Source organism: Streptomyces sp. MST-110588 (genome assembly GCF_022695595.1).
Lineage (GTDB): Bacteria > Actinomycetota > Actinomycetes > Streptomycetales > Streptomycetaceae > Streptomyces.
Genome location: NZ_CP074380.1, coordinates 6,196,534 through 6,220,210 on the forward strand (window position 1 = coordinate 6,196,534; position 23,677 = coordinate 6,220,210).

23 protein-coding genes are annotated in these 23,677 nt (G+C 69.3%); 10 read left to right on the forward strand and 13 right to left on the reverse strand.

From position 1 onward, the window contains the following. The first annotated feature begins 80 nt into the window (after positions 1 to 80). From KGS77_RS27210 to KGS77_RS27220, 3 genes are all read left to right on the forward strand, one after another. A complete protein-coding gene (locus tag KGS77_RS27210) occupies positions 81 to 3,263 on the forward strand; it encodes an efflux RND transporter permease subunit (protein ID WP_242585807.1) in 3,183 nt (1,060 codons plus the stop codon). A gap of 578 nt (positions 3,264 to 3,841) precedes the next feature. After that, positions 3,842 to 4,948, forward strand: coding sequence for a tryptophan dimethylallyltransferase family protein (locus KGS77_RS27215; RefSeq protein WP_242585808.1), 1,107 nt, complete (start codon positions 3,842 to 3,844; stop codon positions 4,946 to 4,948). A 5-nt stretch (positions 4,949 to 4,953) separates the two neighbouring features. Continuing rightward, positions 4,954 to 6,192 carry a pyridoxal phosphate-dependent aminotransferase gene (locus tag KGS77_RS27220; RefSeq protein ID WP_242585809.1) on the forward strand — a complete coding sequence of 413 codons (1,239 nt, stop codon included), beginning with the start codon at positions 4,954 to 4,956 and terminating at the stop codon, positions 6,190 to 6,192. Between the two features lie 31 nt (positions 6,193 to 6,223). Here the strand turns inward: KGS77_RS27220 and KGS77_RS27225 are convergent, their stop codons facing one another. The 7 genes from KGS77_RS27225 to KGS77_RS27255 form a co-directional block, all read right to left on the reverse strand. After that, on the reverse strand, positions 6,224 to 7,762 hold the full coding sequence (locus KGS77_RS27225; protein WP_242585810.1) for a cytochrome P450: 1,539 nt from the start codon (positions 7,760 to 7,762) through the stop codon (positions 6,224 to 6,226). Continuing rightward, positions 7,759 to 8,397, reverse strand: coding sequence for an ATP/GTP-binding protein (locus tag KGS77_RS27230; RefSeq protein WP_242585811.1), 639 nt, complete (start codon positions 8,395 to 8,397; stop codon positions 7,759 to 7,761). The genes KGS77_RS27225 and KGS77_RS27230 overlap by 4 nt, the downstream gene beginning before the upstream one ends. Beyond that, positions 8,378 to 8,752, reverse strand: coding sequence for a DUF742 domain-containing protein (locus KGS77_RS27235; protein ID WP_242585812.1), 375 nt, complete (start codon positions 8,750 to 8,752; stop codon positions 8,378 to 8,380). Before KGS77_RS27235 ends, KGS77_RS27230 begins: the two co-directional genes overlap by 20 nt. Beyond that, positions 8,749 to 9,135 (reverse strand): roadblock/LC7 domain-containing protein, encoded by a 387-nt coding sequence (locus KGS77_RS27240; protein ID WP_242587713.1) that lies wholly within the window; start codon positions 9,133 to 9,135, stop codon positions 8,749 to 8,751. The genes KGS77_RS27235 and KGS77_RS27240 overlap by 4 nt, the downstream gene beginning before the upstream one ends. 54 nt (positions 9,136 to 9,189) lie before the next feature. Further along, positions 9,190 to 10,632 carry an ATP-binding protein gene (locus KGS77_RS27245; RefSeq protein ID WP_242585813.1) on the reverse strand — a complete coding sequence of 481 codons (1,443 nt, stop codon included), beginning with the start codon at positions 10,630 to 10,632 and terminating at the stop codon, positions 9,190 to 9,192. A gap of 393 nt (positions 10,633 to 11,025) precedes the next feature. Continuing rightward, complete coding sequence (locus tag KGS77_RS27250) at positions 11,026 to 11,226, reverse strand: DUF397 domain-containing protein (protein WP_242585814.1); 201 nt, start codon at positions 11,224 to 11,226, stop codon at positions 11,026 to 11,028. Continuing rightward, positions 11,205 to 12,050, reverse strand: coding sequence for a helix-turn-helix transcriptional regulator (locus KGS77_RS27255; RefSeq protein ID WP_242585815.1), 846 nt, complete (start codon positions 12,048 to 12,050; stop codon positions 11,205 to 11,207). Before KGS77_RS27255 ends, KGS77_RS27250 begins: the two co-directional genes overlap by 22 nt. 138 nt (positions 12,051 to 12,188) lie before the next feature. On the opposite strand from KGS77_RS27255, the gene KGS77_RS27260 reads away from it, so the two are divergent. After that, the gene (locus KGS77_RS27260; protein ID WP_242587850.1) at positions 12,189 to 12,437 is read left to right on the forward strand and encodes a hypothetical protein; all 249 of its coding nucleotides are present in this window, start codon (positions 12,189 to 12,191) and stop codon (positions 12,435 to 12,437) included. A gap of 110 nt (positions 12,438 to 12,547) precedes the next feature. Further along, the gene (locus KGS77_RS27265) at positions 12,548 to 12,829 is read left to right on the forward strand and encodes a hypothetical protein (protein WP_347404535.1); all 282 of its coding nucleotides are present in this window, start codon (positions 12,548 to 12,550) and stop codon (positions 12,827 to 12,829) included. Positions 12,830 to 12,935: 106 nt separating this feature from the next. Here the strand turns inward: KGS77_RS27265 and KGS77_RS27270 are convergent, their stop codons facing one another. Both KGS77_RS27270 and nadA read right to left on the reverse strand, forming a co-directional pair. Further along, positions 12,936 to 13,469 (reverse strand): hypothetical protein, encoded by a 534-nt coding sequence (locus tag KGS77_RS27270; protein ID WP_242585816.1) that lies wholly within the window; start codon positions 13,467 to 13,469, stop codon positions 12,936 to 12,938. 239 nt (positions 13,470 to 13,708) lie between these two features. Next, entirely contained in the window at positions 13,709 to 14,887 is a 1,179-nt protein-coding gene (gene nadA, locus KGS77_RS27275) for a quinolinate synthase NadA (RefSeq protein ID WP_242585817.1), read from the reverse strand. A gap of 297 nt (positions 14,888 to 15,184) precedes the next feature. Between nadA and KGS77_RS27280 the strand changes: the two genes are divergently transcribed. After that, on the forward strand, positions 15,185 to 15,538 hold the full coding sequence (locus KGS77_RS27280; protein ID WP_242585818.1) for an iron-sulfur cluster assembly accessory protein: 354 nt from the start codon (positions 15,185 to 15,187) through the stop codon (positions 15,536 to 15,538). Positions 15,539 to 15,703: 165 nt separating this feature from the next. Here the strand turns inward: KGS77_RS27280 and KGS77_RS35090 are convergent, their stop codons facing one another. From KGS77_RS35090 to KGS77_RS27290, 3 genes are all read right to left on the reverse strand, one after another. Continuing rightward, the gene (locus tag KGS77_RS35090; RefSeq protein WP_347404536.1) at positions 15,704 to 15,856 is read right to left on the reverse strand and encodes a hypothetical protein; all 153 of its coding nucleotides are present in this window, start codon (positions 15,854 to 15,856) and stop codon (positions 15,704 to 15,706) included. Then, positions 15,853 to 17,391, reverse strand: a complete 1,539-nt coding sequence (locus KGS77_RS27285) for a hypothetical protein (protein WP_347404537.1) — start codon at positions 17,389 to 17,391, stop codon at positions 15,853 to 15,855. The genes KGS77_RS35090 and KGS77_RS27285 overlap by 4 nt, the downstream gene beginning before the upstream one ends. A gap of 121 nt (positions 17,392 to 17,512) precedes the next feature. Further along, positions 17,513 to 17,767 carry a hypothetical protein gene (locus KGS77_RS27290; protein WP_242585819.1) on the reverse strand — a complete coding sequence of 85 codons (255 nt, stop codon included), beginning with the start codon at positions 17,765 to 17,767 and terminating at the stop codon, positions 17,513 to 17,515. Between the two features lie 138 nt (positions 17,768 to 17,905). Between KGS77_RS27290 and KGS77_RS27295 the strand changes: the two genes are divergently transcribed. Beyond that, the gene (locus tag KGS77_RS27295; protein WP_242585820.1) at positions 17,906 to 18,880 is read left to right on the forward strand and encodes a carbohydrate kinase family protein; all 975 of its coding nucleotides are present in this window, start codon (positions 17,906 to 17,908) and stop codon (positions 18,878 to 18,880) included. 45 nt (positions 18,881 to 18,925) lie between these two features. Here the strand turns inward: KGS77_RS27295 and KGS77_RS27300 are convergent, their stop codons facing one another. Next, positions 18,926 to 20,308: a cysteine desulfurase/sulfurtransferase TusA family protein gene (locus tag KGS77_RS27300; protein ID WP_242585821.1), complete on the reverse strand. Its 1,383-nt coding sequence runs from the start codon at positions 20,306 to 20,308 to the stop codon at positions 18,926 to 18,928. Positions 20,309 to 20,554: 246 nt separating this feature from the next. Between KGS77_RS27300 and coxB the strand changes: the two genes are divergently transcribed. The 3 genes from coxB to KGS77_RS27315 are packed head-to-tail and all read left to right on the forward strand — an operon-like array spanning position 20,555 to position 23,645. Beyond that, positions 20,555 to 21,517, forward strand: coding sequence for a cytochrome c oxidase subunit II (gene coxB / locus KGS77_RS27305; RefSeq protein WP_242585822.1), 963 nt, complete (start codon positions 20,555 to 20,557; stop codon positions 21,515 to 21,517). Further along, complete coding sequence (gene ctaD / locus KGS77_RS27310) at positions 21,514 to 23,250, forward strand: cytochrome c oxidase subunit I (RefSeq protein WP_242585823.1); 1,737 nt, start codon at positions 21,514 to 21,516, stop codon at positions 23,248 to 23,250. The genes coxB and ctaD overlap by 4 nt, the downstream gene beginning before the upstream one ends. Then, entirely contained in the window at positions 23,247 to 23,645 is a 399-nt protein-coding gene (locus KGS77_RS27315; protein ID WP_242585824.1) for a cytochrome c oxidase subunit 4, read from the forward strand. Before ctaD ends, KGS77_RS27315 begins: the two co-directional genes overlap by 4 nt. Positions 23,646 to 23,677 lie beyond the last annotated feature (32 nt).

The following is a 23,677-nucleotide window of genomic DNA, read 5'->3' on the forward strand; positions in this document are numbered from 1 at the left end:
GGGACAGCACCGATGGTGTAGGTGGGCGCGAATGCCCCCTTCTGCCGAGTACCTCTGTCACAAGAAGAGAGACCCCACCCATGTCCTGGCTGTCCCGACTCAGCCTCGTACAACGGGGCCTGATAGCGCTGATGTCGATCGTGGCGATCGCCTTCGGCGCCATCGCGATACCCCAGCTCAAACAGCAGCTCCTGCCCTCCATCGAACTCCCCATGGTCTCGGTGCTGGCGCCGTACCAGGGAGCGTCGCCCGACGTCGTGGAGAAGCAGGTCGTCCAGCCGCTGGAGGACGGCATCCGGGCGGTCGACGGCATCAAGGGCGTCACGTCCAAGGCCGGCGAGGGCTCGGGCGTGATCATGGCCCAGTTCGATTACGGCAACGACTCCAAGCGGCTGGTCGCCGACGTCCAGCAGGCCGTCAACCGCGCCCGCGCCCGGCTGCCCAAGGACGTCGACCCGCAGGTCGTCGCCGGGTCGACGGACGACATGCCCACCGTCGTGCTGGCGGTGTCCTCCTCGGACAAGGACCAGCAGACCCTCGCCGACCAGCTCAAGCGCAGCGTCGTGCCGGCCCTGAAGAACATCGACGGCGTCGGCCAGGTCACGGTGGACGGCGTCCAGGACCGCGTCGTCGCGGTCACCCCCGACGAGAAGAAGCTCGCCCGGGCCGGGCTGACGGCCGCGGCGCTCGGCCAGGCGCTGGAGGCCAACGGGGCATCGGTGCCCGCCGGTTCCTTCGCCGAGGGCGGGCGCAGCAAGACCGTCCAGGTCGGCTCCGGTTACACCTCCGTCAAGCAGATCCAGGACCTGACGGTCGTGCCGGGCGCCGGCCCCGGAGGACCGGGGGGAGCCGGCGGCGGTCAGCAGGCCAGGCCCGTACGTGTCGGTGACATCGCCACCGTCAAGGAGGAGCAGGCCACCCCCACCTCCATCACCCGCACCGACGGCGCGCCCAGCCTCGCCGTCATGGTGACCATGGCCCAGGACGGCAGCGCGGTGGCCATCTCCGACGCGGTCAAGGACAAGCTGCCCCAGATCCGTGCCGACCTCGGCAAGGGCGCCAAGGTCACGGTCGCCTCCGACCAGGGCCCGGCGGTCTCCCGGTCCATCGAGTCGCTGACCACCGAGGGTCTGCTCGGCCTGGTCATGGCCGTGATCGTGATCCTGGTCTTCCTGCTGAGCCTGCGCTCCACGCTGGTGACCGCCGTCTCCATCCCGCTCTCGGTCGTCATCACCCTGATCGTGCTGTGGACCCGTGACCTGTCGCTGAACATGCTCACGCTGGGCGCCCTGACGATCGCCATCGGCCGGGTCGTCGACGACTCGATCGTCGTCCTGGAGAACATCAAGCGGCACCTGGGCTACGGCGAGGAACGGCAGCAGGCCATCCTGACCGCCGTCCGCGAGGTCGCCGGCGCCATCACCTCCTCCACGCTCACCACGGTCGCGGTCTTCCTGCCGATCGGTGTCGTGGGCGGCATGGTCGGCGCCCTGTTCGGCTCGTTCTCCCTGACGGTGGCCGTCGCCCTGCTCTCCTCCCTGATCGTCTCCCTGACGGTCGTGCCGGTCCTGTCGTACTGGTTCCTGCGCGCCCCCAAGATCCCCGAGGGCGCCGACCCGGACCACCTGCGCCGCGAGGCCGAGGAGAAGGAGGCCCGCAGCGCGCTCCAGCGTCTGTACGTCCCCGTACTGCGCTTCGCCACCCGCCGCCGCCTGGTCAGCCTGCTGATCGCGGTCGCGGTGCTGGTCGCCACCTTTGCCATGGGCCCGCTGCTGAAGACCAACTTCTTCGACCAGGGCAAGCAGGACACCCTGAGCATCAAGCAGGAGCTGAAGGCCGGTACGAGCCTGGGCGCCGCCGACGCGCAGGCCAAGAAGGTCGAGAAGCTGCTGTCCGGCCTGGACGCGGTCCAGGACTACCAGGTCACCGTCGGCTCCTCCGGCTTCATGGCGGCCTTCGGCGGCGGTACGGGCGCCAACCAGGCGTCGTACCAGGTCAAGCTGAAGGACGCGGCGGACTCCCAGAAGGTCACCGACCAGATCCGCAAGGGCCTGGACCAGCTCGGCAAGGGCATCGGCGAGACCACCGTCACCAGCGGCGGCGGCTTCGGCAGCCAGGACCTGAGCGTGGTGGTCAAGGCCGGCGACGCGAAGGTGCTGAAGAAGGCGGCGGAGCAGGTACGCAAGACGGTGGCCGGGCTCGACCACGTCACCGACGTACAGAGCGACCTGTCCCAGAGCGTGCCCCGGATCTCGGTGACGGCCAACGACAAGGCGGCGGCGGCCGGTTACAGCCAGGCTGCCCTCGGCCAGGCCGTCGCCCAGGCGGTGCGCGGCACCACCAGCGGCAAGGCGGTCCTGGACGACACCGAGCGCGACATCGTGGTGAAGTCCGCCCACCCGGCCACCACCGAGGCCGAGCTGAAGAACCTGGCCCTGCCCACTCCCGCCGGCACCGTCAGTCTCGGTGACATCGCCACCGTCCGCACGGTCGACGGGCCGGTCCGGATGACCCGGATCGACGGCGCGCGGTCCGCGACGATCACTGCCAAGCCGACCGGCGACAACACCGGCGCGGTCAGCGCGGACCTCCAGAAGCGGCTCAAGGCGCTCAAGCTCCCCTCGGGAGCCACCGCCGAGGTCGGCGGCGTCTCGCAGGACCAGACCGACGCGTTCTCCTCGCTGGGCCTGGCCATGCTCGCCGCCATCGCGATCGTCTTCATGCTGCTGGTGGCGACCTTCCGGTCGCTGATCCAGCCGCTGATCCTGCTGGTCTCGATCCCCTTCGCGGCCACCGGCGCGATCGGTCTGCTGGTCGCCACCGGCACCCCCATGGGTGTCCCGGCGCTGATCGGCATGCTGATGCTCATCGGCATCGTCGTCACCAACGCCATCGTCCTGATCGACCTGATCAACCAGTACCGGTCGCAGGGTTACGGTGTGGTCGAAGCCGTCATCGAGGGCGGCCGGCACCGGCTGCGCCCGATCCTGATGACGGCGCTGGCCACGATCATGGCCCTGCTTCCGATGGCCCTGTCCGTCACGGGCGACGGCGGCTTCATCTCGCAGCCGCTGGCGGTGGTCGTCATCGGCGGTCTGATCACCTCGACCCTGCTGACGCTGCTGCTGGTGCCGACGCTCTACGCGATGATCGAACTCCGCAAGGAGCGGCGGGCAAAGAAGAAGGCCGCCAAGCGGTCGGCGGGCGGCACGGCGCCGAAGTCCGGGGACCAGGCCCGTACCCCGGAGCCGGCGGGCGTGTGACGCCGGCCGTGGCCCGCATCCGGTAGCGCCGGGGTCCTTCGGTCCACGGGTGCTGCCCGGAGTGGGAACGACATGAGCGAGACCGCCGCCTCTTGGGAGGCGGCGGTCTCGTCGTATCCGGGGGCGAGGGCACGGGAACTGTTGAGCCGGCTGACGCGGCGTCCGATTGAAGTGGCTGCCGATTTAAGCGCGTACGGCCGAAGTGGCGCTCGTCGGCGTTGTGGGGGCGGATTCCTGCGCGCCGGAGTGCGCATCCGTCCGTCGGGAGCGCGCGCCCTTCATACGACGAACGCCGCGCACGCCCCTTGTGCGCCGGTGGCGGCGGGCGGAAGCATAGTTAATTGTGAAAGTACCCCGGGTCCAGGGAAACGGCCGCGGTCGACGGAGGTAATGGACGGTATCCGGGTGGTAGGCCCTGGGCGAATACCGATGCCGGGGTGCGGGGACGGCCGGTCAGGCCGTCGGTCCCCTATCGGACGGGTAGTCAGGAGCCTTGAACCCTATTGGTACTGGCCGATCGGCCGGCGGAGCAAGGGCGCGGTACGGCGATACCCGGCAAAAGGTAGGGGAGGAATTCCATGTCGTCTTTGCGGTCGGTTCCACGGATATCTGCGAGCACGACGTTCTCGGACTACGCGCTCACCACCGCCGCACGTCTCCTCGGCAGTGCGGGACTGGATGTCGAACAGGGCACGCGGGTACTGCGCACGATGCTGTCACCTTGGGGAGCGAGGCGGATCGGGACACGTCCCGACTGGCACTCCGACGTATGCGCCGACGGTTCGCCGATCGAGTTCTCCGCCGCCTTCGCGCGGGAGGGACTCCAGCTACGGGTGCTCGTGGAGGCCCTGCCGGACCGGCTGAGCACATCGGACGCACAGGAAGCGGCACTCGGCCTCACCCGTGGGCTGATCCAGGATTTCGGCGCCGCCGACAACCGGCTGGCGAGCGTCTCGGACCTGTTCCTGCCGAAGGAGGACCCGGCCGGCTTCGCCATGATGCACGCCGCCACCCTCGCACGGACCGGCGGCCCCGAGTTCAAGGTCTACCTCAATCCGAACGCCGACGAGAGCATGACCGGTACCGAGCGGACGCGTGAGGCGCTGGACCGCCTGGGGTTCGAAAAGGCATGGACCGCGGTCGAGGAATACGCCCGCCGGGGATTCGACCTCGACAGGATCGTCTACTTCGGTCTCGATCTGATCGACGGCCCCGAGTCGCGCGTAAAGGTGTACTTCCGCCATTACGACATCTCCCCGGCGGAACTCGACGCCCGAATGGAGATCTCGCTCCAGCACGAGGCCGGATTCCTGGGGGAATTCTGCCGTCGGCTGACCGGCAGCGACAGCGAGGTACGAGCCCAGCCGCTCGTCAGCAACCTGACGTTCACCACGGCCGGCGGGGACACGCCGGTGTCCGCGACGGTGTACGTCCCGCTGTGGCTGCACACGGCCAGCGACCGGATCGTCCGGGACCGCGTCAGCTCGGTCATGGCTGACATGGACCTGCCCGTCGGCAGCTATCAGTTGCTGCTCAGCCACATGGCCCGGCGTCCGCTCCCGGCCGGCCGCGGCATCCATACGTACGCCTCGGCACGCGTGCAGCACGGCCGCCCCCGTCTGACCACATACTGGTCCCCCGAGCTCTACGACCGGTACCCGCCCGCCCGCTACCAACGGGGGTGAACCGCATGCTGCCGCACGAAGCCTACCGGCCGCTGTTCGATGACGCGCAGGTCCGGCCCGGCCTGCTGCGGCAGCGATCGCCTCTTCGCTGGGGCGCCTGTCCGCCCGGCGTCATCCCGCTGACGGCGGCCGAGCCTGACTTCCCCGGGCCCCCGGTGGTCAGGGACGCCCTGATCTCGGCCGTCGCCGACGGCTATTTCCCCTATGCGTCACCCCTGGGATGCGATGAGCTGCGGGAGACCTTCTGCGAGGTGGCCCGGGCCCGTTACGGCATCACCGGCCACCCCGGGAGCGTGGTGCCCACTCCGGGCACCGCCGCCGCCCTGTGGGGTGTGGTGCACCTCCTGTGCGGACAAGGCGACGAGTGCATCCTGCTGGACCCCGTCGACCTGCTGTTCGGCCAAGCCGTCGACGCCGCGGGGGCCCGGCGGGTCTACTGCCCGGTCGACAAGAGCACGGGGCTGCTGGACGCGGACCGGCTCGCCTCGCTGATCACTTCCCGCACCGCCCTGATCTGCCTGTGCAATCCGCACAACCCGCTGGGCACGGTCTTCGACGAGAGGACCCTGCGGGCGGTGGCGGAGACGGCGGGCAGGCACCGGATACCGATCCTGTGCGACGAGGTGTGGAACGAGATCGTCCACCCGCCCGGACGGCACATCAGCATGGCGAGCCTGGAGACCGGGAACAGCCGGCGCATCTACACGGTGACGGGCCTGTCCAAGACCTTCGCGCTGCCGGGGCTGCGGACGGGATTCGTGCTCGCCCCGACCCCGCGGGAGGCGGACGCCCTGCAGCTCACCTTCCAGCGCCTGGGCGCCGCGTACAGCATGACGCCCTTCAGCCAGGCCGGCGCCCTGGCCGCGCTGCGCCACGGCTGGCCCTGGAAGGACGCCTTCCTGGAACACCTGCGGGGGGTGCGGGACTACTGCGTGGACCGGCTGAACGCGATCCCGGGAATCACCTGCGGGCGCCCGGAGGGAACCTACGTCCTGTTCCCCGATGTCTCCGCCACCGGGCTGAGCAGCCGGGCGATGGGCGGCTTCCTGCTGTCCCGGGCGCGGGTGGCGGTGGTGCCCGGCACCCCCGAGTGGTTCGGCCCGGCCGCCGAGGGCAACATCCGCATCAGCTACGCCACGTCCCGGGCGGTCGTGCGGGAGGCACTGGACCGCATCGCGGAGGCCGTCGAAGAACTCGTCACCGGCGGCCCGGCCGTACTCCAGGCCGCCGGGACGGGGCGGTAGAGCGCCGGGCGCCACCGCCCCCACCCGGACATCAGCCGTGCAGCCACGCCTTGAACGAGCGCCACCAGGAGGTACGCCTCCTGTGGGCGGGAACCGGCGGGGGCGCCACCGGCGGGAAGGGCACCGAGGGGAACGGCACCGACGGGAACGGCACGCGGGGCCCGGCAGCGGGTCCCGAACCGTTGCCGGTGGCGCCGCGCGCGGGGTGCCCGGCCGTCGCGGACGTCAAGGACGCCGCGGCCGTCGCGGGGGCAGCGGCCGGACCGGCGGACGCGGCGGAGTCCGTGGTCCGGGACGCGGTGAACGTCACCGGAAGGCTGGCCAGATGCCGGGTCATCCAGCCCGACGTCCAGCGCAGCTCCTCCTCGGGAATGCTCAGCCGTACGTCGGGGAGCCGGGACAGCAGGGCGTCGATGCCGGTGTCGGCGATGGCCCGGCCGATGTTCTGGCCGGGACACTCCTGGGGACCGCTGCTGAAGGCGAGGTGCGATCGGTTCCCGTGCAGCGGAACCGAAGGGTCGGGCCGTACGGCCGGATCGTAGTTCCCGGCGGCCAGGCACAGCAGCAGCATGTCCCCCGCCTCGACCTTCTGACCGCCGACCTCGGTGTCCACGGCGGCCCAGCGGCCGGGGACGGTCATCAGGGGCGGTTCGCTCCACAGCACCTGCTCCACCACGTCGGGCAGGGTCATCTGCCCGCCGGCCAGCGACGCGTGACACCGGGGGTCGGTCAGCACCATCCGCAGGGTGCTCTTGAGCAGGTTGACCGTGGTCTCGTTCGCGGCGATCAGGATGACCCGCAGGTGGTTCCACACCTCCTCGTCGGTCAGCCCCGAGGAGTGGTCGATCAGCCAGGAGGTGATGTCGTGACCCCGGCTGCCGCGCTTGCGCCGTACGAGATCCGTGAGGGTCTCCACGATGAACGCGTTGCTGGCCACCGAGGTCTCGGTGCCCGCCACCATGTCCCTGCTGGCCGCGACCAGCCGCGGCCCGTACTCGTCGGGCATGCCCAGGAGCTGCGTCAGGACGAGCATGGGCAGGTGTTCGCAGAACTCCTCGGCCAGGTCCGCCTCCCCCCGCCCGGCGAACCCGTCGACCAATTGGTGTGTGAAGCGGGTGATGTGCCGCCGGATACCGCGGCGGTTGAAGCGCTCCAGGCTCTCGGTGACCGCCAGGCGCAGCCGGGCGCGCTCCTCACCGTCCAGGAACAGACAGACCGGCTGCCAGGCGATCATCGGGAGCAGCGGGGAATCCGGCGGCACCCGCCCTTCCTTGAACCAGCGCCAGTTGCGGGAGTCGCGGCTGAACCGGGCGGGCGTACCGGCGACTTCGAGGATCTCGCGGTAACCGAGGACGAGCCAGGCCGGGAGGTCGCCGTCCAGGAGAACGGGTGCGACGGACCCGTGCCGGGCGCGCAGACGCTCGTACAGGCCCATGGGGTCCTCGGCCGCCTCGGGGCCGAAGAGCCGCGCCAGTCCGTCCGCGGCGCCGAACCGGTCGTGTGCCGGGCACTGCGGAGGGGGAGCGGATGCCCACGTGGTGCGGGGCTGTTCGGGGAAAGAGGAGGTCACCGTCGCTCCGGGGTCGTGGTGGTGAGGGCGTGCAGATAGCGCACGAGAGTCAGCAGACCCTCGCGGCTGGAAGCGCGTTCGCGGGCATCACAGTCGATCACCGGCACCCCGTCGGGGATGTCCAGGGCCTCCCGCAGCTCGGACGCCGGGTAACAGGGGGCGTCCGGGAAGGCGTTGATGGCGACGATGAAGGGCACCCCGCGCTCTTCGAGCCGGCCCATCACATCGAAGCTGTCCTCCAGCCGCCGGGTGTCGATCAGGACCACGGCGCCCAGCGCTCCTTCGAAGAGCCCGTTCCACAGGAACCAGAACCGCTGCTGGCCCGGGGTGCCGAAGACGTAGAGCACCAGTTTGTCGCTGAGGGTGATCCGGCCGAAGTCCATCGCGACGGTGGTCTCGTTCTTGCGCTCGACACCGGCGATGTCGTCCACCTCGGCACCGGCCTGGGTCATGATCTCCTCGGTGGTGAGCGGCTTGATCTCACTGACCGATCCGACCAGGGTGGTCTTCCCGACGCCGAAGCCCCCGACGATCACGACCTTCACCGCAGTGGTGACCGAAGCCGGCAGGGCGTCTTCGCACCGGGGGCCGACGACGGGTTCGGAGAGCCTGTAGTCAGAGATTTTGTAGTCCATGCATCACCGCCTCCAAGAGTTCCACGTCGGGCAGCGACTGGGTCAGGACCGACGCCCGGGCCTCGACATGTCCGCTCGCCAGGAGATCCGTGAGCAAGAGGATGATCACGCTGACCGGCAGATGGAGGTACGCGGAGATCTCGGCCACGGACAGCGGGTAGTCGCATATGCGTACCACGGCGGCGAGTTCGGGCTGCATGCCCGGACCGGCCTCGCCGCGGCTGACGATCAGTGTGACCATGTCCAGGCGGGACTGCCGGTCGGGCAGGTTCCGGCCGGAGGTGATGACGTAGAGCCGCTCGGGGCCGCCCTCTTCCCAGGCGCGTTGCTGTTCTTCCTGCTCCGGACCGCTCATGGGACCTGCCGGTCGGCGCGCGGTGGCGTGGTGAGGTGCTGGCCGATCCGGGCGACCAGGTCCCTCATCCGCTGCCCCATGAGGCCGGCGTCCACGTCGTCGTCGGCCAGCACCGCCAGATAGGCTCCGGCGCCTGCCGCCATCAGATAGAAGAAGCCGCCGTCGACCTCGACCACGACGAGTTTCATCCGGCCGTCACCCCGCGGGAACTCCGCGCCGATGGCCGCCGACAGGCTCTGCAGTCCGGCACAGGCGGCGGCGAGGCGGTCAGCGGTGTCGTTGTCCGCACCGAACTGCGCCATGCACAAGCCGTCCGAGGACAGCACCACGACATTACGGGTCTGCGGAACGCTGGATGCCAACTCCTCCAGCATCCAGTCCATGTTGAGCCGCTGCTTTGTCGCCACTTGCTCACTCATCCTTACTCGCTGGCTCGGTCACTGCTCGGGCTCTTCATCGCTTGGACCGTGGGGACGGTGCGCCGGGGACCCGTCCGCGGACGCGCCGGAGGCACCGTCGAGGAAGGCGGACATCCACAGTCCGGCCGGTGGAGGCTGGCCGGCCGACGCCGGGGGACGGGAGTCGGCCGCGGAGGCCGCCTGCTGCGGCCGTACGGACGGGATCACGGCGCGGGTACGGCGCCTGCGCTGCGGAAGCCCGTTGGCGGTACGTGAACCCGTGGTGGGTACCGGCTCCTCCATGGCAGCCTCGGCACGGTGCTTGGGGCCGCTGGGGCGGCGGGGCGGCGGCAGGCTCGGCGCCTTGGCCAGGGCTCCGCCGGGCACCGGGGTGACGGTGATCAGGTCCGGCGGTACGACCAGGACCACGCGTACGCCGCCGTACGCGGACACCCGCAGGGCGACCTTGAAGCGGTTGGTGTGGGACAGCCGGCCGACCACCGCCAGGCCCAGGCGCGGCGATTCCCCCAGGTCATCGAGGTCCAGCCCGCTGGAGGAGTGTTGCGCCAGAGCCCGTTCGGCGCGGATGCGGGCCTCGTCGGTCAGGCCGAGCCCGGCGTCCTCGATCTCGACGGCGACACCCGACTGGACCTCGGTCGCGGTCAGATGGACACGGGTCTGCGGCGGTGAATAGCGGGTGGCGTTGTCCAGGAGCTCGGCCACGGCGTGGATCAGGGGCTCGGCCGCGCGGCCCAGGACACCGACGTCGGCCACCGAGTGCAGGTCGACGCGCTGGTAGTCGGTGATCCGGGACATGGCTCCGCGCAGCACGTTGAACAGCGGGATGTCCTTCTGCCACTGGCGCCCCGGCCGGGCACCGCCGAGAACGGCGATGCTGTCCGCCAGCCGTCCGATCAGCGCGGTGCGGTGGTCCAGGTGCAGCAGATCGCCGAACACCTGCGGGTCCTGCCCGTGCCGGTCCTCCATCTCCCGCAGTTCCAGGGCCTGTTGGTGCACGATGGCCTGGACGCGCCGGGCGATGTTGACGAAGGCCCGCTGGGCGGCGTCACGCAGGTCCTCCTCGGCCTCGACGGCCTGGAGGACGTAGCGCAGCACCGCGTGGTGTGCGGCTTCGAAGCCGGGGCTCACCCGGGACACCTGGCAGGTGCTGCGCAGTACGTCCTCGACCGGCATGCCCTTTTGGAGCCGGGCCATGGCCGCGGGCAGGGTCTCCTTGGCCATCCGTAGGGTTTCGGCCTCCTGCTGGGCCATCTGCCGTTGCAAGGCGGCCTCCCGCTCGGCGTACTGCCTGCGCAGCTCGTCGATCGCACGGCCCCGGCGCGCTGCCTTCCCGCCCGCGAAGGCCACCGCGGCGGTCGCCACGACGCCGATCCAGACGGCATGGGAACGGGCCGCCGTGGGCAGCAACGGAACGGCGACGGCCGCACATATGGCCAGGAGCGCGGGTGGCAGCAACCACATTGCGGTGGAGGCCGGCCCCGGCCTTCCGGGTGACGAATCAGCACGAACCATCGGCATCCTCAGAGCACTAAGGGAAGGGACAGGGAGTCATACGCGGAATTCGCGGAGATCAAAAGGCAGCGGAAACGCCAGGAATGGCCGCCGGCGCTGCGCGGCAGTGAGCATAGCGGGGCACGAATGGCTCCGCGGTGCATGTGCATACAACACATGAATGCACTCACGTGCGAAATCAAGAAGAATCGTTTGGCGCTAGCCGTTCACTGGAATTACGAAGAGTCGTGACGATTGCGAGCTGAATGCCCGCATTCGCCTATCCGCCGCGCCGTCGGTCGCATGGAGTTGCGAAATGTGATCAGCCCGTCCCAGAAACTGTCCGGGACGGGCTGAGCTGGGTCATGCCGTCTTGAGAGCCGTGATGAACGCGGTCCAGGAGGCGGTCGGGAAGGTGAGTATGGGGCCGTGGGGGTTCTTGCTGTCGCGTACGGGGACGAGGCCGGGCAAGTCCTCGGTGATCTCGACGCAGTTACCCCCGTTGGCGTTGCTGTAGCTGCTGGCGCGCCAGTGAGCGGTACTCACATCGGGGGAGTGATGCATGACTGATAGTCCTCCATCGCCTTTCGGATCAGTTTCGCCGACTCCGCGGGCGAAAGAGCGATGGCACGCAGCACCTCGTACTGTCGCCGCCACTTCTTCACCGCTTCCGGTACCTCGTAGAGATGACCGGCTTCGATGCCCTCCTCGTAGGCCACCGAGGAGCCGTTGGGGAGTGTCAGCAAGGTCAGTGCACCGCTCATCAGCGTGTGCAGTCCTGCGTTGAAGGGCACCACTTGAACCTTGCTGTATGGAGTATCCACTTGCTCCAGGAGCGAGGCCAGTTGTTCGTACATGCATTCTTCGCTGCCGGCCGGCCTGCGCAGCACCGACTCGTCGATGATCGCCCACCGGTAGGGAGGGGTTGCCGAGTACTGACGTTCACGCCGGGACAGCCGGGCAGCGACCCGTTCCTCGATCTGCTCATCGGTCCAGCAGCCCAGACTGCGGAACAGCACCCGGGCGTACGCCTCGGTTTGAAGGCACCCGGGGACGACCTGCGGTTCGTAGTTCTCGATCGTTTCGGCTTGTGCTTCGAGGTCCATGAAGCGCCGGTACTGATCCGGATGCACCTCACGCTTGGCGAGTTGGTACAGGTCGTAGAAGTGCTTGCCGGTGCCGAACGCTGCGTCCAGTCTGACCGGCAGGTCGGAGGGCGGCATCAGCTCGGCCGTTTCGATGCGGGCCAGGGTGCTCTTGCTGGAGTTGACGATGGCGGCGAGCTGTACGAGGGAGAGCTTCGCGGCCTCGCGGTGGCGGCGTTGTTCGGAGCCGAAGTAGTGGCGGGCGGACACGTACGGGGTCAGGGTCCGGGACGTGAACTTCATGGGGGAGTCGCCTCTCTGCCGTCCCAATCTCAACTGTGGGACGAGACGCCCCTGTTGAGTCCCATGTCACACGGTGACGATGGTGATGCACACGGTAGTCACCGGGTGTTCAGGTGCGCCAGAGAGGCAAGGAAGTTCATGTTCCATCGCATCGCGCGGTTCGCCGTGGCGTTGTCGCGCGGATTGCTGCCGGGGACCGGCCGCCATCGGGCCTGCGGGGCGCCGCCCGCCCGGGCCGGGCGGTACGTGCCCGCGGTCCGGACCCCGCGCCGGCGTCCCGAGGTCATGCTGCGTGGGGAGGCGAGCGCGCTGGTGAGGCCGTACACGCTGTCGCCGGAGGAGTTCCGTACGTGGCGGACGCGCCGCGCCGGGGCGGGGGCGCGGTGAGCGGGGGCGCGAGGACCGGGCGGCCGTCCGGTGCGCCGTTGCGTCTGCTGCCGTGGACCACACCTATGGGGCAGCCGTGCTACCTCAGTGCGGACGATCCGGAGAGTTTGTTGTCCTTGCTCGCTGACGAGGCGGAGGAGGAACTGCTTGCCGCCGCCGAGAGTCTGCTGTCCGACGCCGGGCCGCTGCCCGTGGTCGCGGATCTGGCGGCGCCGGAGCTGCGGCGCGTGATCGCCCGCTTCGACCGGGCGCTGCGTGATGTCCTGTGCATCGCGGTCAGCCGGGGCGCCCGGCTGATACAGGGCGAGGCGCCGCCATGTGAGCACGGGACCACCGAGCAGTGCGACGGCAAGACGTTCTGCTGCGGCTGCCGTCGGCAGATCTATCTGTGAGGACTGCGGTGCGCGCGCCGGCCTCGTCGCAGGGCGGCGGTGGAGGCACCCGACGGCGGGCCGGGTGCCTCCACCGCACCTCGTGATCGATACATGATCAATACCCCTAGCCGGTGACCTTCACGGTCCAGTCGCACTCACTGATGATCTGAAGCTGGTGAGTGCCCGGCGTGTGCTGCTGGATGCTGCCCTTGCCGGTCTTGCCCAGCTCGTTGACGAGCTTGTCGTTCTTCTCGAACACGATGAAGTTGCCCTTGCCGTCGACGGCAGCCATGGCCTTGGTGCAGTCGAACGTGTACGACAGCGTCCACTCCCCGCCGACCATGAACGCGCTGGTGTTCTTGGTGCGGAAACCCTTGAGGGCGAGGACCGTGGTCGGCTTGGCCTTGTGTGTGGGAGTGGGAGCCGCCTTGTGAGACGCCTCCGCCGACGTCGAAGCCGGTGCGCTCGCGGCCGGCTTGTCCTTGTCGCCCTTGTCGCCCTTGGCGCTCTTGTCGTCACTTCCGCAGGCGGAGACGGCGGCAGCGAACACGATGACGGCGAGCGAGCCGCCGAGTCCCCGCTTGAAACGGCCGTTCCTCTTCTCGGCCGGCTGCCGCCGGCCCGCCTTCGGACCGGTCTTCGGACGGAAGTCGGACACCCTCATCACCCTGTTCATCTGCAACCGCGAAATTCCCTGGCGCCGCACGGTGCCCACGCCCACCGTGATCACACAACCATGGCGGGCCCATCCATAGGGTGGACGGGCCCGCCATGGTGCGGATGGCTTCTGTGACGATGGGCGGACGCTTGCCGTACGGACGCCAGGTAAAGGGTCCGGGGTCGCGCCGCTTGGCCGGACGCATCGTACCGAAGACCCGGCTCGGCGAGCGGCTCCGGTTACGGGAGGGCGAGCATGCGTTCCAGGGCCAGCTTGGCGAAGCTCTCCGTCTCCGGGTCGACCTGGATGCGGTTGACGACCTTGCCGGACGCCAGGGATTCCAGCGTCCACACCAGGTGGGGGAGGTCGATGCGGTTCATGGTCGAGCAGAAGCAGACCGTCTTGTCGAGGAAGACGATCTCCTTGCCCTCCGAGGCGAAGCGGTTGGCCAGGCGCCGTACGAGGTTCAGTTCGGTGCCGATGGCCCACTTGGAGCCGGCGGGGGCGGCTTCCAGGGTCTTGATGATGTATTCCGTGGAGCCGACGTAGTCCGCCGCGGCGACGACCTCGTGCTTGCACTCGGGGTGTACGAGAACGTTCACGCCGGGTATGCGGGCCCGTACGTCCTCCACGGACTCCAGCGAGAACCGGCCGTGCACGGAGCAGTGGCCCCGCCACAGGATCATCTTGGCCGCGCGGAGCTGCTCGGCGGTCAGGCCGCCGTTGGGCTTGTGCGGGTTGTAGACGACGCAGTCCTCCAGGGACATGCCCATGTCCCGTACGGCGGTGTTGCGGCCCAGGTGCTGGTCGGGGAGGAAGAGCACCTTCTCGCCCTGCTCGAAGGCCCAGTCCAGGGCCCGCTTGGCATTGGAAGAGGTGCAGATCGTGCCGCCGTGCTTGCCGGTGAACGCCTTGATGTCGGCCGAGGAGTTCATGTACGAGACGGGGACGACCTGCTCGGCCACGCCGGCCTCGGTCAGTACGTCCCAGCACTCGGCGACCTGCTCGGCGGTGGCCATGTCGGCCATCGAACAGCCGGCGGCCAGGTCGGGCAGGACGACCTGCTGCTCGTCGGTGGTCAGGATGTCCGCGGACTCGGCCATGAAGTGCACACCGCAGAAGACGATGTACTCGGCGTCCGGCCGGGCCGCCGCGTCACGCGCGAGCTTGAAGGAGTCCCCGGTCACGTCCGCGAACTCGATGACCTCGTCGCGCTGGTAGTGGTGACCGAGGATGAAGACCTTGTCCCCGAGCTTCTCCTTGGCCGCGCGGGCGCGCTCCACCAGGTCGGGGTCGGACGGAGCCGGCAGGTCACCGGGGCACTCCACGCCGCGCTCACTCTTGGGGTCGGCCTCGCGGCCGAGCAGCAGCAGGGCCAGCGGGGTCGGCTGGACGTCCAGGGGCTGGGCGGTGGTCACGACACGCACCCTCTCTTTGCGTCGGTGGTTGCACCGGACCTTTTCGTCGGTTTGACGTTATCTATCATAACCGCTTCACGTCACTTTGACGATGGCCATCGTGTCGATGTGACGCATCCCCTCCCGCCGCCCCCCAAAGGGCTCGCGGACACCCCCCGAGGGTGTGCGAGCATGAAGGCGGAGGCCCTTCGCGAAGTCGGACGGCTTCCGGAGAATTCCAGCCCATCCGGAATGAATCCGGAGCCCCGTCGGTTGCAGCCGAGGGCAAGCGGTCCGTACAACCCGGGAGAGATGTAGATGAGCGTTCAGGACGAGACCACCGTCAGCGACGGCATCATCCTGTCCGACGCGGCTGCGTCGAAGGTCAAGAGCCTGCTGGAGCAGGAAGGCCGCGACGACCTCGCGCTGCGTGTGGCCGTGCAGCCCGGCGGCTGCTCCGGACTGCGCTACCAGCTCTTCTTCGACGAGCGCTCGCTCGACGGGGATGTCGTCAAGGACTTCGACGGTGTCAAGGTCGTCACCGACCGGATGAGCGCCCCTTACCTGGGCGGTGCCTCCATCGACTTCGTCGACACCATCGAGAAGCAGGGCTTCACGATCGACAACCCCAACGCCACGGGCTCCTGCGCCTGCGGCGACTCCTTCAACTAAGGCGACCGGGCGCCAGGGCGACCGGGCGCCGGGGCAACCGAACGGCGAAGGCGGCGACCCCCTCTCGTAAGGGGGCGCCGCCTTCGCCGTATGTGCTTTTCGGCTCTCCTCAGCCTTCCGGCTTTCTTCCAGCCTTTCGCGCTCTTCAGCTTTTCGGCTGGCGTGTCACTGCTCCGGCAGGGTCTGGCCGTCCGACGCGTCGACGACCTCGCGCCCGGCCAGCGGCTTCTCCAGCGTCACCGTACGCGTGAACTGCTTGGCGATCTTCACACAGACCTGGTGCGGCTTCTTGTCCTTGGCCACGACCTGCACCGTCACGTTCTTGCCGGACTGCTCGGCGGACGCGGTGAACGTGCTGCACACCCCGCCCCAGAACCGCAGCTCCAGCGTCCTGCCGTCCTTGCCGACCGTGTAGGAGTCCAGGTCCACCGCCCCCGGCTTGCCGGACGGCCTGCTGCCCCCGCCCTGCGAAGGAGGCGCCGGATCGACGTGGTCACCGCGTCCGCCCACGAGGAACTTGGGGTCGACCGCGGGTGGGTGACCGTGGTGGTGGAGTTCGGGCCGTCACCCGCGCCGGCCGGATGCACGGTGAACAGCCAGGACGGCACCAGCACCTGTCCGCCGCCCGTGTACTGCACCGCGAGCCCGAAGACCGCGCCGGTCACCTCCAGCGGCTTGCGGGGCCGGGACTGCTGCGGAGCGGTCCCCTCGCAGGGCGCCGTCCTGGCGTCCTCGCCGTTCTTGTACGGTGCCGCCGACGCGCAGCCGCCGATCTCGACCCGGCCGCCGGTGCCACCGGTCTTGTTGAGCTGCCCCAGTGTCGCCTTGGCGTCCAGTACCGGGTACCGGTCCCCCTTGACCGGGCGGGCGAGCTGCCCGCTGCCGCCGACGACCAGCCCGTCCGAGCCGACCTGGAGGTCGCTGCGCCATCCGTACGTCGGCAGGCCGCCCAGCACCGGGTCGGCGCTGACGATCCGTACGGCCCCGGACAGCCCGCCCGCGTCCAGCTTCGCGTCCTGCTGGCCCAGTGCCGCCAGCACAGGCCGTACCACCTGCTTGGCCTTCTGCGGCGACACCGCGTCCTTGCCGCTGCCGTCGTCGTCCTGCGTCTCCTGCCACCCGCCACGGGCGGAGGGGCACTCGGGGCGGCTTCCGGCCGGAGCGGAGGAGGCGTCCGCGGAGGAGGCGCCGTCCTTCGCGGGTGCCTCCGCGCTGACGGGGTCGTCCGCCGAGCCGGCGCCGCCGGGTGCCGAGGGCGGTACGCAGCCGGTCCCGCCCGGACCGCCGTAGCGCGCGTACGTCCACGCGCCCGTACCGGTCTTCGTCACCTGGAGTACGGGCCCACGGCCATCAGGCGTACCGCCGACCTTCCAGACGGCTCCCTCCGACCGGACCTTCCCCGGCACGTCCAGGGCCTTGGCCAGCCGCTCGACCGTCTCCTGGCTGATCTGTCCCTTGGGCCGGTAGACGGGGGCCGAGGCCGGCCCGTCGGGGAGGTCGCCGACCGCCTTATAGGTCACGGACTGCGGGTTGGGCTCGCCGGGCGCGATCCCCGGCCGGGTGGAATCCCGCTGGTCCCGCTGCCCGTAGCCGTCCAGGGCCAGTGGCGGCGGGCCCTTCTTCGAGGCGCCCGCGGCGCCGCCGCCTCCGCCCGGAGCGGTGGAGGCCCAGTACGCCGCACCGCCGCCGACCAGGAGCACCGCGGCGGCCACGGAGGTGACCACCAACGGTGTACGCCGGTGCCGCGCGCCGCTGCCGGGGGTGCCCGTGCTGTCGTCGGAAGGGGTCCCGCCTCCGGTGGCGGGGGTGGGGGTGCCCCCGTCAAAGGCAGGGGGCGTGTCCTCGGTGCTCACCGCATCGCTCCTTCGGCTCCGCTGAACAACTGATGTGCCGTCCCCTGTGAGGGGGACGGCAATTGGACGGAGCGGGGGCGCGCGCGGTTCCCCGCGCTACGTGGATCCCTGCGCGCGCCGGTCAGTCGCCGTAGTCGGACATCCCGTCAACCAGTGCCGCGGAAGCGGCGGGAATGCTGATCCCGTGCAGGTCCGAGGCGGCTTTGGGGGCCACGGACATCTGCCGTTCGGCTTTCCAGTGCGGCGCCATCCGCGCGCAGTCGCCGCGCAACTGGTCCATCGACTCCGGCTCCCGCGCCGGACCGGAGCCGGCGAGGGAGCCGGTGGGGGCGCCGGTGACGGAAAGAGACGTGACGGCTTTCACATACTTGGTCATACGGGCACCGTATGCATCCTGAGCCCCGGGAGAATAGCCCTACTATTGGGTAGTTTTGGCCGGTAGGAGGGCCCCCGGTGACCCGGTAGCGTTGACCCCCGTCCTTCGCCTTCCGCCTTCCGCAGGAGCAGACCCGCCGTGCGTATCGCAGTCACCGGCTCCATCGCCACCGACCACCTGATGACCTTTCCCGGCCGCTTCGCCGACCAGTTGGTCGCCGACCAGCTCCACACGGTCTCCCTCTCCTTCCTGGTCGACCAGCTCGACGTCCGCAGGGGAGGGGTCGGCGCCAACATCTGCTTCGGCATGGGCCAGCTCGGCACCGCGCCGATCCTGGTCGGCGCCGCGGGCAACGACTTCGAGGAGTACCGCGCCTGGCTCGACCGGCACGGCGTGGACACCCGCTCGGTCCGTATCTCCGAGGTGCTGCACACCGCCCGCTTCGTGTGCACCACCGACGCCGACCACAACCAGATCGGCTCCTTCTACACCGGCGCGATGAGCGAGGCCCGTCTGATCGAGCTCCAGACCGTCGCCGAGCGCGTCGGCGGCCTGGACCTGGTCCTGATCGGTGCCGACGACCCCGAGGCGATGATCCGCCACACCGAGGAGTGCCGGACCCGGGGCATCCCCTTCGCGGCCGACTTCTCCCAGCAGATCGCCCGGATGGACGGCGAGGCCATCCGTACGCTGATGGAGGGCGCGGCCTACCTCTTCTCCAACGAGTACGAGAAGGGCCTGATCGAATCCAAGTCGGGCTGGACCGCCGAGGAGATCCTCGCCAAGGTCGGCACCCGCGTCACCACCCTGGGCGCCAACGGCGTGCGCATCGAGCGGGTCGGCGAGCCCGCCATCGAGGTCGGCACCCCCGAGGAGAAGACCAAGGCCGACCCCACCGGCGTCGGCGACGCCTTCCGCGCCGGCTTCCTGTCCGGCCTGGCCTGGGGCGTCGGCCTGGAGCGGGCGGCGCAGGTCGGCTGCATGCTGGCGACGCTGGTCATCGAGACGGTCGGCACCCAGGAGTACGAACTGCGCCGCAGCAACTTCATGGACCGCTTCGCCAAGGCGTACGGCCACGAGGCCGCGGCCGAGATCCGCGGCCATCTGGCCTGACGGCCCGGCCGTACGGGCCCGATCCGGCGGCCGGGACCGTACGGCTCAGACGCGGCGTCGCACCACATAGGCGGCGCCGCGTTCCGCCGCCCGCTCGCCCACGAACTCCTGGCCGCGCATCGTGCACCACGCCGGGATGTCCAGCCGGGCCGCCTCGTCGTCGGCCAGCACCGTCACCGTGCCGCCGACCGGCACCTTGGCCATCACCTTGGCCAGCTCGATCACCGGCAGCGGGCAGCGCTTGCCCAGCGCGTCCACGACACGCCCGACGGCGGGGGAGGGCGCGGGGCGCTCCGTCCTTGGGGCGCCCAGCTTCTCCCGTACGGTGCGGACCGCCGTGGCGAGCACCTCCAGGAAGCGGTCCACGTCCGCCTCGGCCGTCCCCATGGGCAGTGAGACGCGGACATTGCCCTCGGACAGCACGCCCATCGCCTTGAGCACATGGCTCGGGGTGAGCGTGCTGGAGGTGCACGAGGAACCGGAGGAGACGGAGAAACCCGCCCGGTCCAGCTCGTGCAGCAATGTCTCTCCGTCGACATAGAGACACGAGAAGGTGACCAGGTGCGGCAGACGGCGCAGCGGGTCGCCGACCACCTCCACATCGGGCACCAGTTCGGGAACCCGGGTGCGGATACGTTCCACCAGCCCGTGCAGCCGTACCGCCTCCTGTGCCGCCGTGGCCCGTACGGCCCGCAGGGCGGCGACCGCGGCGAGGACCGCCGGGATGTTCTCAAACCCCGACGACCGGCCCGACTCGCGCTCGTCCCGCGGCCCCTGGGGCGAGAAGCGGGTTCCCTTGCGGACGGCCAGCAGGCCGACCCCGGCCGGACCGCCCCACTTGTGCGCGCTGCCGGCCAGCAGTGACCAGTCGCCCGCGACCGGCCCCCAGGCCAGTGACTGGGCGGCGTCCACCAGCAGCGGCACCCCGGCCTCGCGGCACATCCGGGCGACCTCCTCCACCGGCTGCTCGGTGCCCACCTCGTGGTTGGCGGACTGCAGACAGGCCAGCGCGGTGTCCGCCGCCAGCGCCTCGGCGAAGCCGGTGGACGAGGCCCGGCCCGTACGGTCCACCGGTACGGTCGCCAGCGTGCCGCCGGCCGCCTCGTGCACTTCTGCGGAGTGCAGCACGGAGGAGTGTTCGACCGCGGAGAGGACCAGCCGGCGGCCGACACGCCGACGGGCCGCGAGCGCGCCGGAAATCCCGGCGTGCACCGCCTGCGTTCCCGACGGGGTGAATACCAGTTCGTCCGGGCGGCAGCCGACGGCCTCCGCGGCGGCTTCACGGGCGGCGTCCAGCAGCATCCTGGCCCGCCTCCCTTCCCGGTAAAGGCGGGCCGGATCGGCCCATCCCTCCTCCAGAGAGGCCATCAGGGCCTCCCGGGCGACGGGATGCAGCGGAGCGGAAGAGGCAGCGTCAAAGTAAGGCACGGCACGACGCTAGCCCCTCGGGAATCCCTTGCCGGGCGTGGCGTCAGATGTCCGCCGGAAGCGGGGATTCCACCCCTTCGGGGTGCGACCCGGCGCGTTGGGCACCCTCCCCGCGCGACCCCAAATAGCGTCCAGTAGGGTTTGGTCCGCATAAACATCCAAACCCCTGCCCGTGCCAGGGCCGGCGACCGACCAGCGAGACGGCCGCAGCCGGTCTCGCGGGCGAGACTCTCGGGAAGGCGCTACGTGAGTCCCAACGGCTCCGACCGCTCGTCGCGGCGCCCGATGCGGCGGAAGCTGCCGCAGGTGCTGGCTGCGGGCCTGGTCCTGGCGACCGCGACCGGTTGCACATATAAGGACTTTCCTCGCCTCGGCATGCCATCGCCCATCACGGACGAGGCGCCGCGGATCCTCTCCCTTTGGCAGGGCTCCTGGGCCGCCGCTCTTGCAGTGGGCGTGCTGGTGTGGGGCCTGATCATCTGGAGCTGGATCTTCCACCGCCGCAGCAGGACCAAGGTGGAGGTCCCCGCACAGACCCGGTACAACATGCCGATCGAGGCGTTGTACACCATCGTCCCCTTCATCATCATCGCGGTGCTCTTCTACTTCACCGCGCGCGACGAGAACGAACTCCTGAAGACCTCCAAGAAGCCGGACCACGTCATCAACGTGGTGGGCTTCCAGTGGAGCTGGGCGTTCAACTACATGGAGGACGTGGACGGCAAGAAGTCGACCACGAACATCGACTCCAAGGAAGTCTCCGCGATCCCGGACAAGTGGAAGAAGAGCGTGCCTGCCGGGGCCGAGGGCGTCTACGACCAGGGCATCCCGGGCACTCACGACCCGGACACCGGTAACCCCGGCCCGACCCTGTGGCTGCCCAAGGGCGAGACGGTCCAGTTCGTCCTGACCTCGCGTGACGTCATCCACTCCTTCTGGGTGGTGCCGTTCCTGATGAAGCAGGACGTCATCCCGGGTCACACCAACGTCTTCGAGGTGACTCCCAACAAGGAGGGCACCTTCATGGGCAAGTGCGCCGAGCTCTGCGGTGTCGACCACTCCCGGATGCTCTTCAACGTCAAGGTCGTCTCCCCCAAGGCATACCGGGAGCACCTGAAGGACCTGGCGAAGAAGGGCCAGACCGGTTACCTGCCGTCGGGCATCAAGCAGACGGATCACGCCAGGAACGCGGAGACCAACCACAAGTGAGCATCCTCAACGAATCTCAGGGTGCCGCCGCCCCAACGGCTCCGGCAGCACCGCCCGTACGCCAGAAGCAACCCGGTATCGCCGTGGTGAAGTGGCTGACGACGACCGACCACAAGACCATCGGCACGATGTACCTGGTCACGTCGTTCGTGTTCTTCTGCATCGGTGGCGTGATGGCGCTGCTGATGCGCGCCGAGCTCGCTCGTCCCGGCACGCAGCTCATGTCGAACGAGCAGTTCAACCAGGCGTTCACGATGCACGGCACGATCATGCTGCTGATGTTCGCGACGCCGCTGTTCGCCGGGTTCGCGAACTGGATCATGCCGCTGCAGATCGGTGCGCCCGACGTGGCGTTCCCGCGGCTGAACATGTTCGCCTACTGGCTCTACCTCTTCGGCTCGCTGATCGCGGTGGCCGGCTTCCTCACCCCGCAGGGTGCGGCCGACTTCGGCTGGTTCGCCTACTCCCCGCTCTCGGACGCGGTCCGCTCGCCGGGCGTCGGCGCCGACATGTGGATCATGGGTCTGGCGTTCTCCGGTTTCGGTACGATCCTGGGCTCGGTCAACTTCATCACCACGATCATCTGCATGCGCGCTCCGGGCATGACGATGTTCCGTATGCCGATCTTCACCTGGAACGTGCTGCTCACCGGTGTGCTGGTGCTGCTGGCCTTCCCGGTGCTGGCCGCGGCGCTGTTCGCGCTGGAGGCGGACCGTAAATTCGGGGCGCATGTCTTCGATGCGGCCAACGGCGGGGCGCTGTTGTGGCAGCACCTGTTCTGGTTCTTCGGCCATCCCGAGGTCTACATCATCGCGCTGCCGTTCTTCGGCATCATTTCCGAGGTCATTCCGGTGTTCTCCCGGAAGCCGATGTTCGGTTACTGGGGCCTGGTCGCGGCCACCATTTCGATCGCCGGTCTTTCGGTGACGGTGTGGGCGCACCACATGTATGTGACGGGCGGCGTGCTGTTGCCGTTCTTCTCCTTCATGACGTTCCTGATCGCGGTGCCGACCGGTGTGAAGTTCTTCAACTGGATCGGCACGATGTGGAAGGGCTCGCTGTCCTTCGAGACGCCGATGCTGTGGGCGGTCGGCTTCCTGATCACCTTCACCTTCGGTGGTCTGACCGGTGTGATCCTGGCGTCGCCGCCGATGGACTTCCACGTCTCGGACTCGTACTTCGTGGTGGCGCACTTCCACTACGTCATCTTCGGTACGGTCGTCTTCGCGATGTTCGCCGGCTTCCACTTCTGGTGGCCGAAGTTCACCGGCAAGATGCTGGACGAGCGGCTCGGCAAGATCACGTTCTGGACGCTGTTCATCGGCTTCCACGGCACCTTCCTCGTCCAGCACTGGCTGGGCGCCGAGGGCATGCCGCGGCGTTACCCGGACTACCTCGCGGCCGACGGCTTCACCGCCCTGAACACGATCTCCACGATCAGCTCGTTCCTGCTGGGCCTGTCGATCCTGCCCTTCTTCTACAACGTGTGGAAGACCGGCAAGTACGGCAAGAAGGTGGAGGTCGACGACCCGTGGGGTTACGGCCGTTCGCTGGAGTGGGCGACCTCCTGCCCGCCGCCGCGGCACAACTTCACCGTGCTGCCGCGCATCCGCTCCGAATCCCCGGCGTTCGACCTGCACCACCCCGAGATCGCGGCCCTGGACGCCCTTGAGAACGGGCACAGCCCGGCGGACGACAAGGCCCTCGCCGGCGGCAAGGAGGCGGGCAAGTGAAGATCCAGGCCAAGATGTTCATCTGGCTCTCCGTCTTCGTCCTGGCCATGGCGATCGTCTACGGCGTCTGGTCGAAGGAGCCGGCGGGCACCACCGCGCTGTTCCTCGCCTTCGGACTGTGCATCATGATCGGCTATTACCTGGCCTTCACGGCTCGCCGGGTGGACGCCGGAGCGCAGGACAACAAGGAGGCCGAGGTCGCCGACGACGCCGGTGAGCTGGGCTTCTTCAGCCCGCACAGTTGGCAGCCGCTGTCCCTGGCCGTCGGTGGCTCGCTCGCCTTCCTGGGCGTGATCTTCGGCTGGTGGCTGCTGTACTTCTCGGCCCCGGTCATCCTGGTCGGTCTCTTCGGCTGGGTATTCGAGTACTACCGGGGTGAGAACCGCACGCAGTAGACGCGGTTCCCACGGCACACCGGGCGGGCCCG

Excerpts from the sequence above, each read along its gene's own strand:
- KGS77_RS27210 (WP_242585807.1), top strand. The coding sequence starts at position 81 with ATGTCCTGGCTGTCCCGACTCAGCCTCGTACAACGGGGCCTGATAGCG.
- KGS77_RS27215 (WP_242585808.1), top strand. The coding sequence starts at position 3,842 with ATGTCGTCTTTGCGGTCGGTTCCACGGATATCTGCGAGCACGACGTTC.
- KGS77_RS27220 (WP_242585809.1), top strand. The coding sequence starts at position 4,954 with ATGCTGCCGCACGAAGCCTACCGGCCGCTGTTCGATGACGCGCAGGTC.
- KGS77_RS27230 (WP_242585811.1), bottom strand. The coding sequence starts at position 8,397 with ATGGACTACAAAATCTCTGACTACAGGCTCTCCGAACCCGTCGTCGGC.
- KGS77_RS27235 (WP_242585812.1), bottom strand. The coding sequence starts at position 8,752 with ATGAGCGGTCCGGAGCAGGAAGAACAGCAACGCGCCTGGGAAGAGGGC.
- KGS77_RS27240 (WP_242587713.1), bottom strand. The coding sequence starts at position 9,135 with ATGGACTGGATGCTGGAGGAGTTGGCATCCAGCGTTCCGCAGACCCGT.
- KGS77_RS27245 (WP_242585813.1), bottom strand. The coding sequence starts at position 10,632 with ATGTGGTTGCTGCCACCCGCGCTCCTGGCCATATGTGCGGCCGTCGCC.
- KGS77_RS27250 (WP_242585814.1), bottom strand. The coding sequence starts at position 11,226 with ATGCATCACTCCCCCGATGTGAGTACCGCTCACTGGCGCGCCAGCAGC.
- KGS77_RS27255 (WP_242585815.1), bottom strand. The coding sequence starts at position 12,050 with ATGAAGTTCACGTCCCGGACCCTGACCCCGTACGTGTCCGCCCGCCAC.
- KGS77_RS27260 (WP_242587850.1), top strand. The coding sequence starts at position 12,189 with ATGTTCCATCGCATCGCGCGGTTCGCCGTGGCGTTGTCGCGCGGATTG.
- KGS77_RS27280 (WP_242585818.1), top strand. The coding sequence starts at position 15,185 with ATGAGCGTTCAGGACGAGACCACCGTCAGCGACGGCATCATCCTGTCC.
- KGS77_RS27290 (WP_242585819.1), bottom strand. The coding sequence starts at position 17,767 with ATGACCAAGTATGTGAAAGCCGTCACGTCTCTTTCCGTCACCGGCGCC.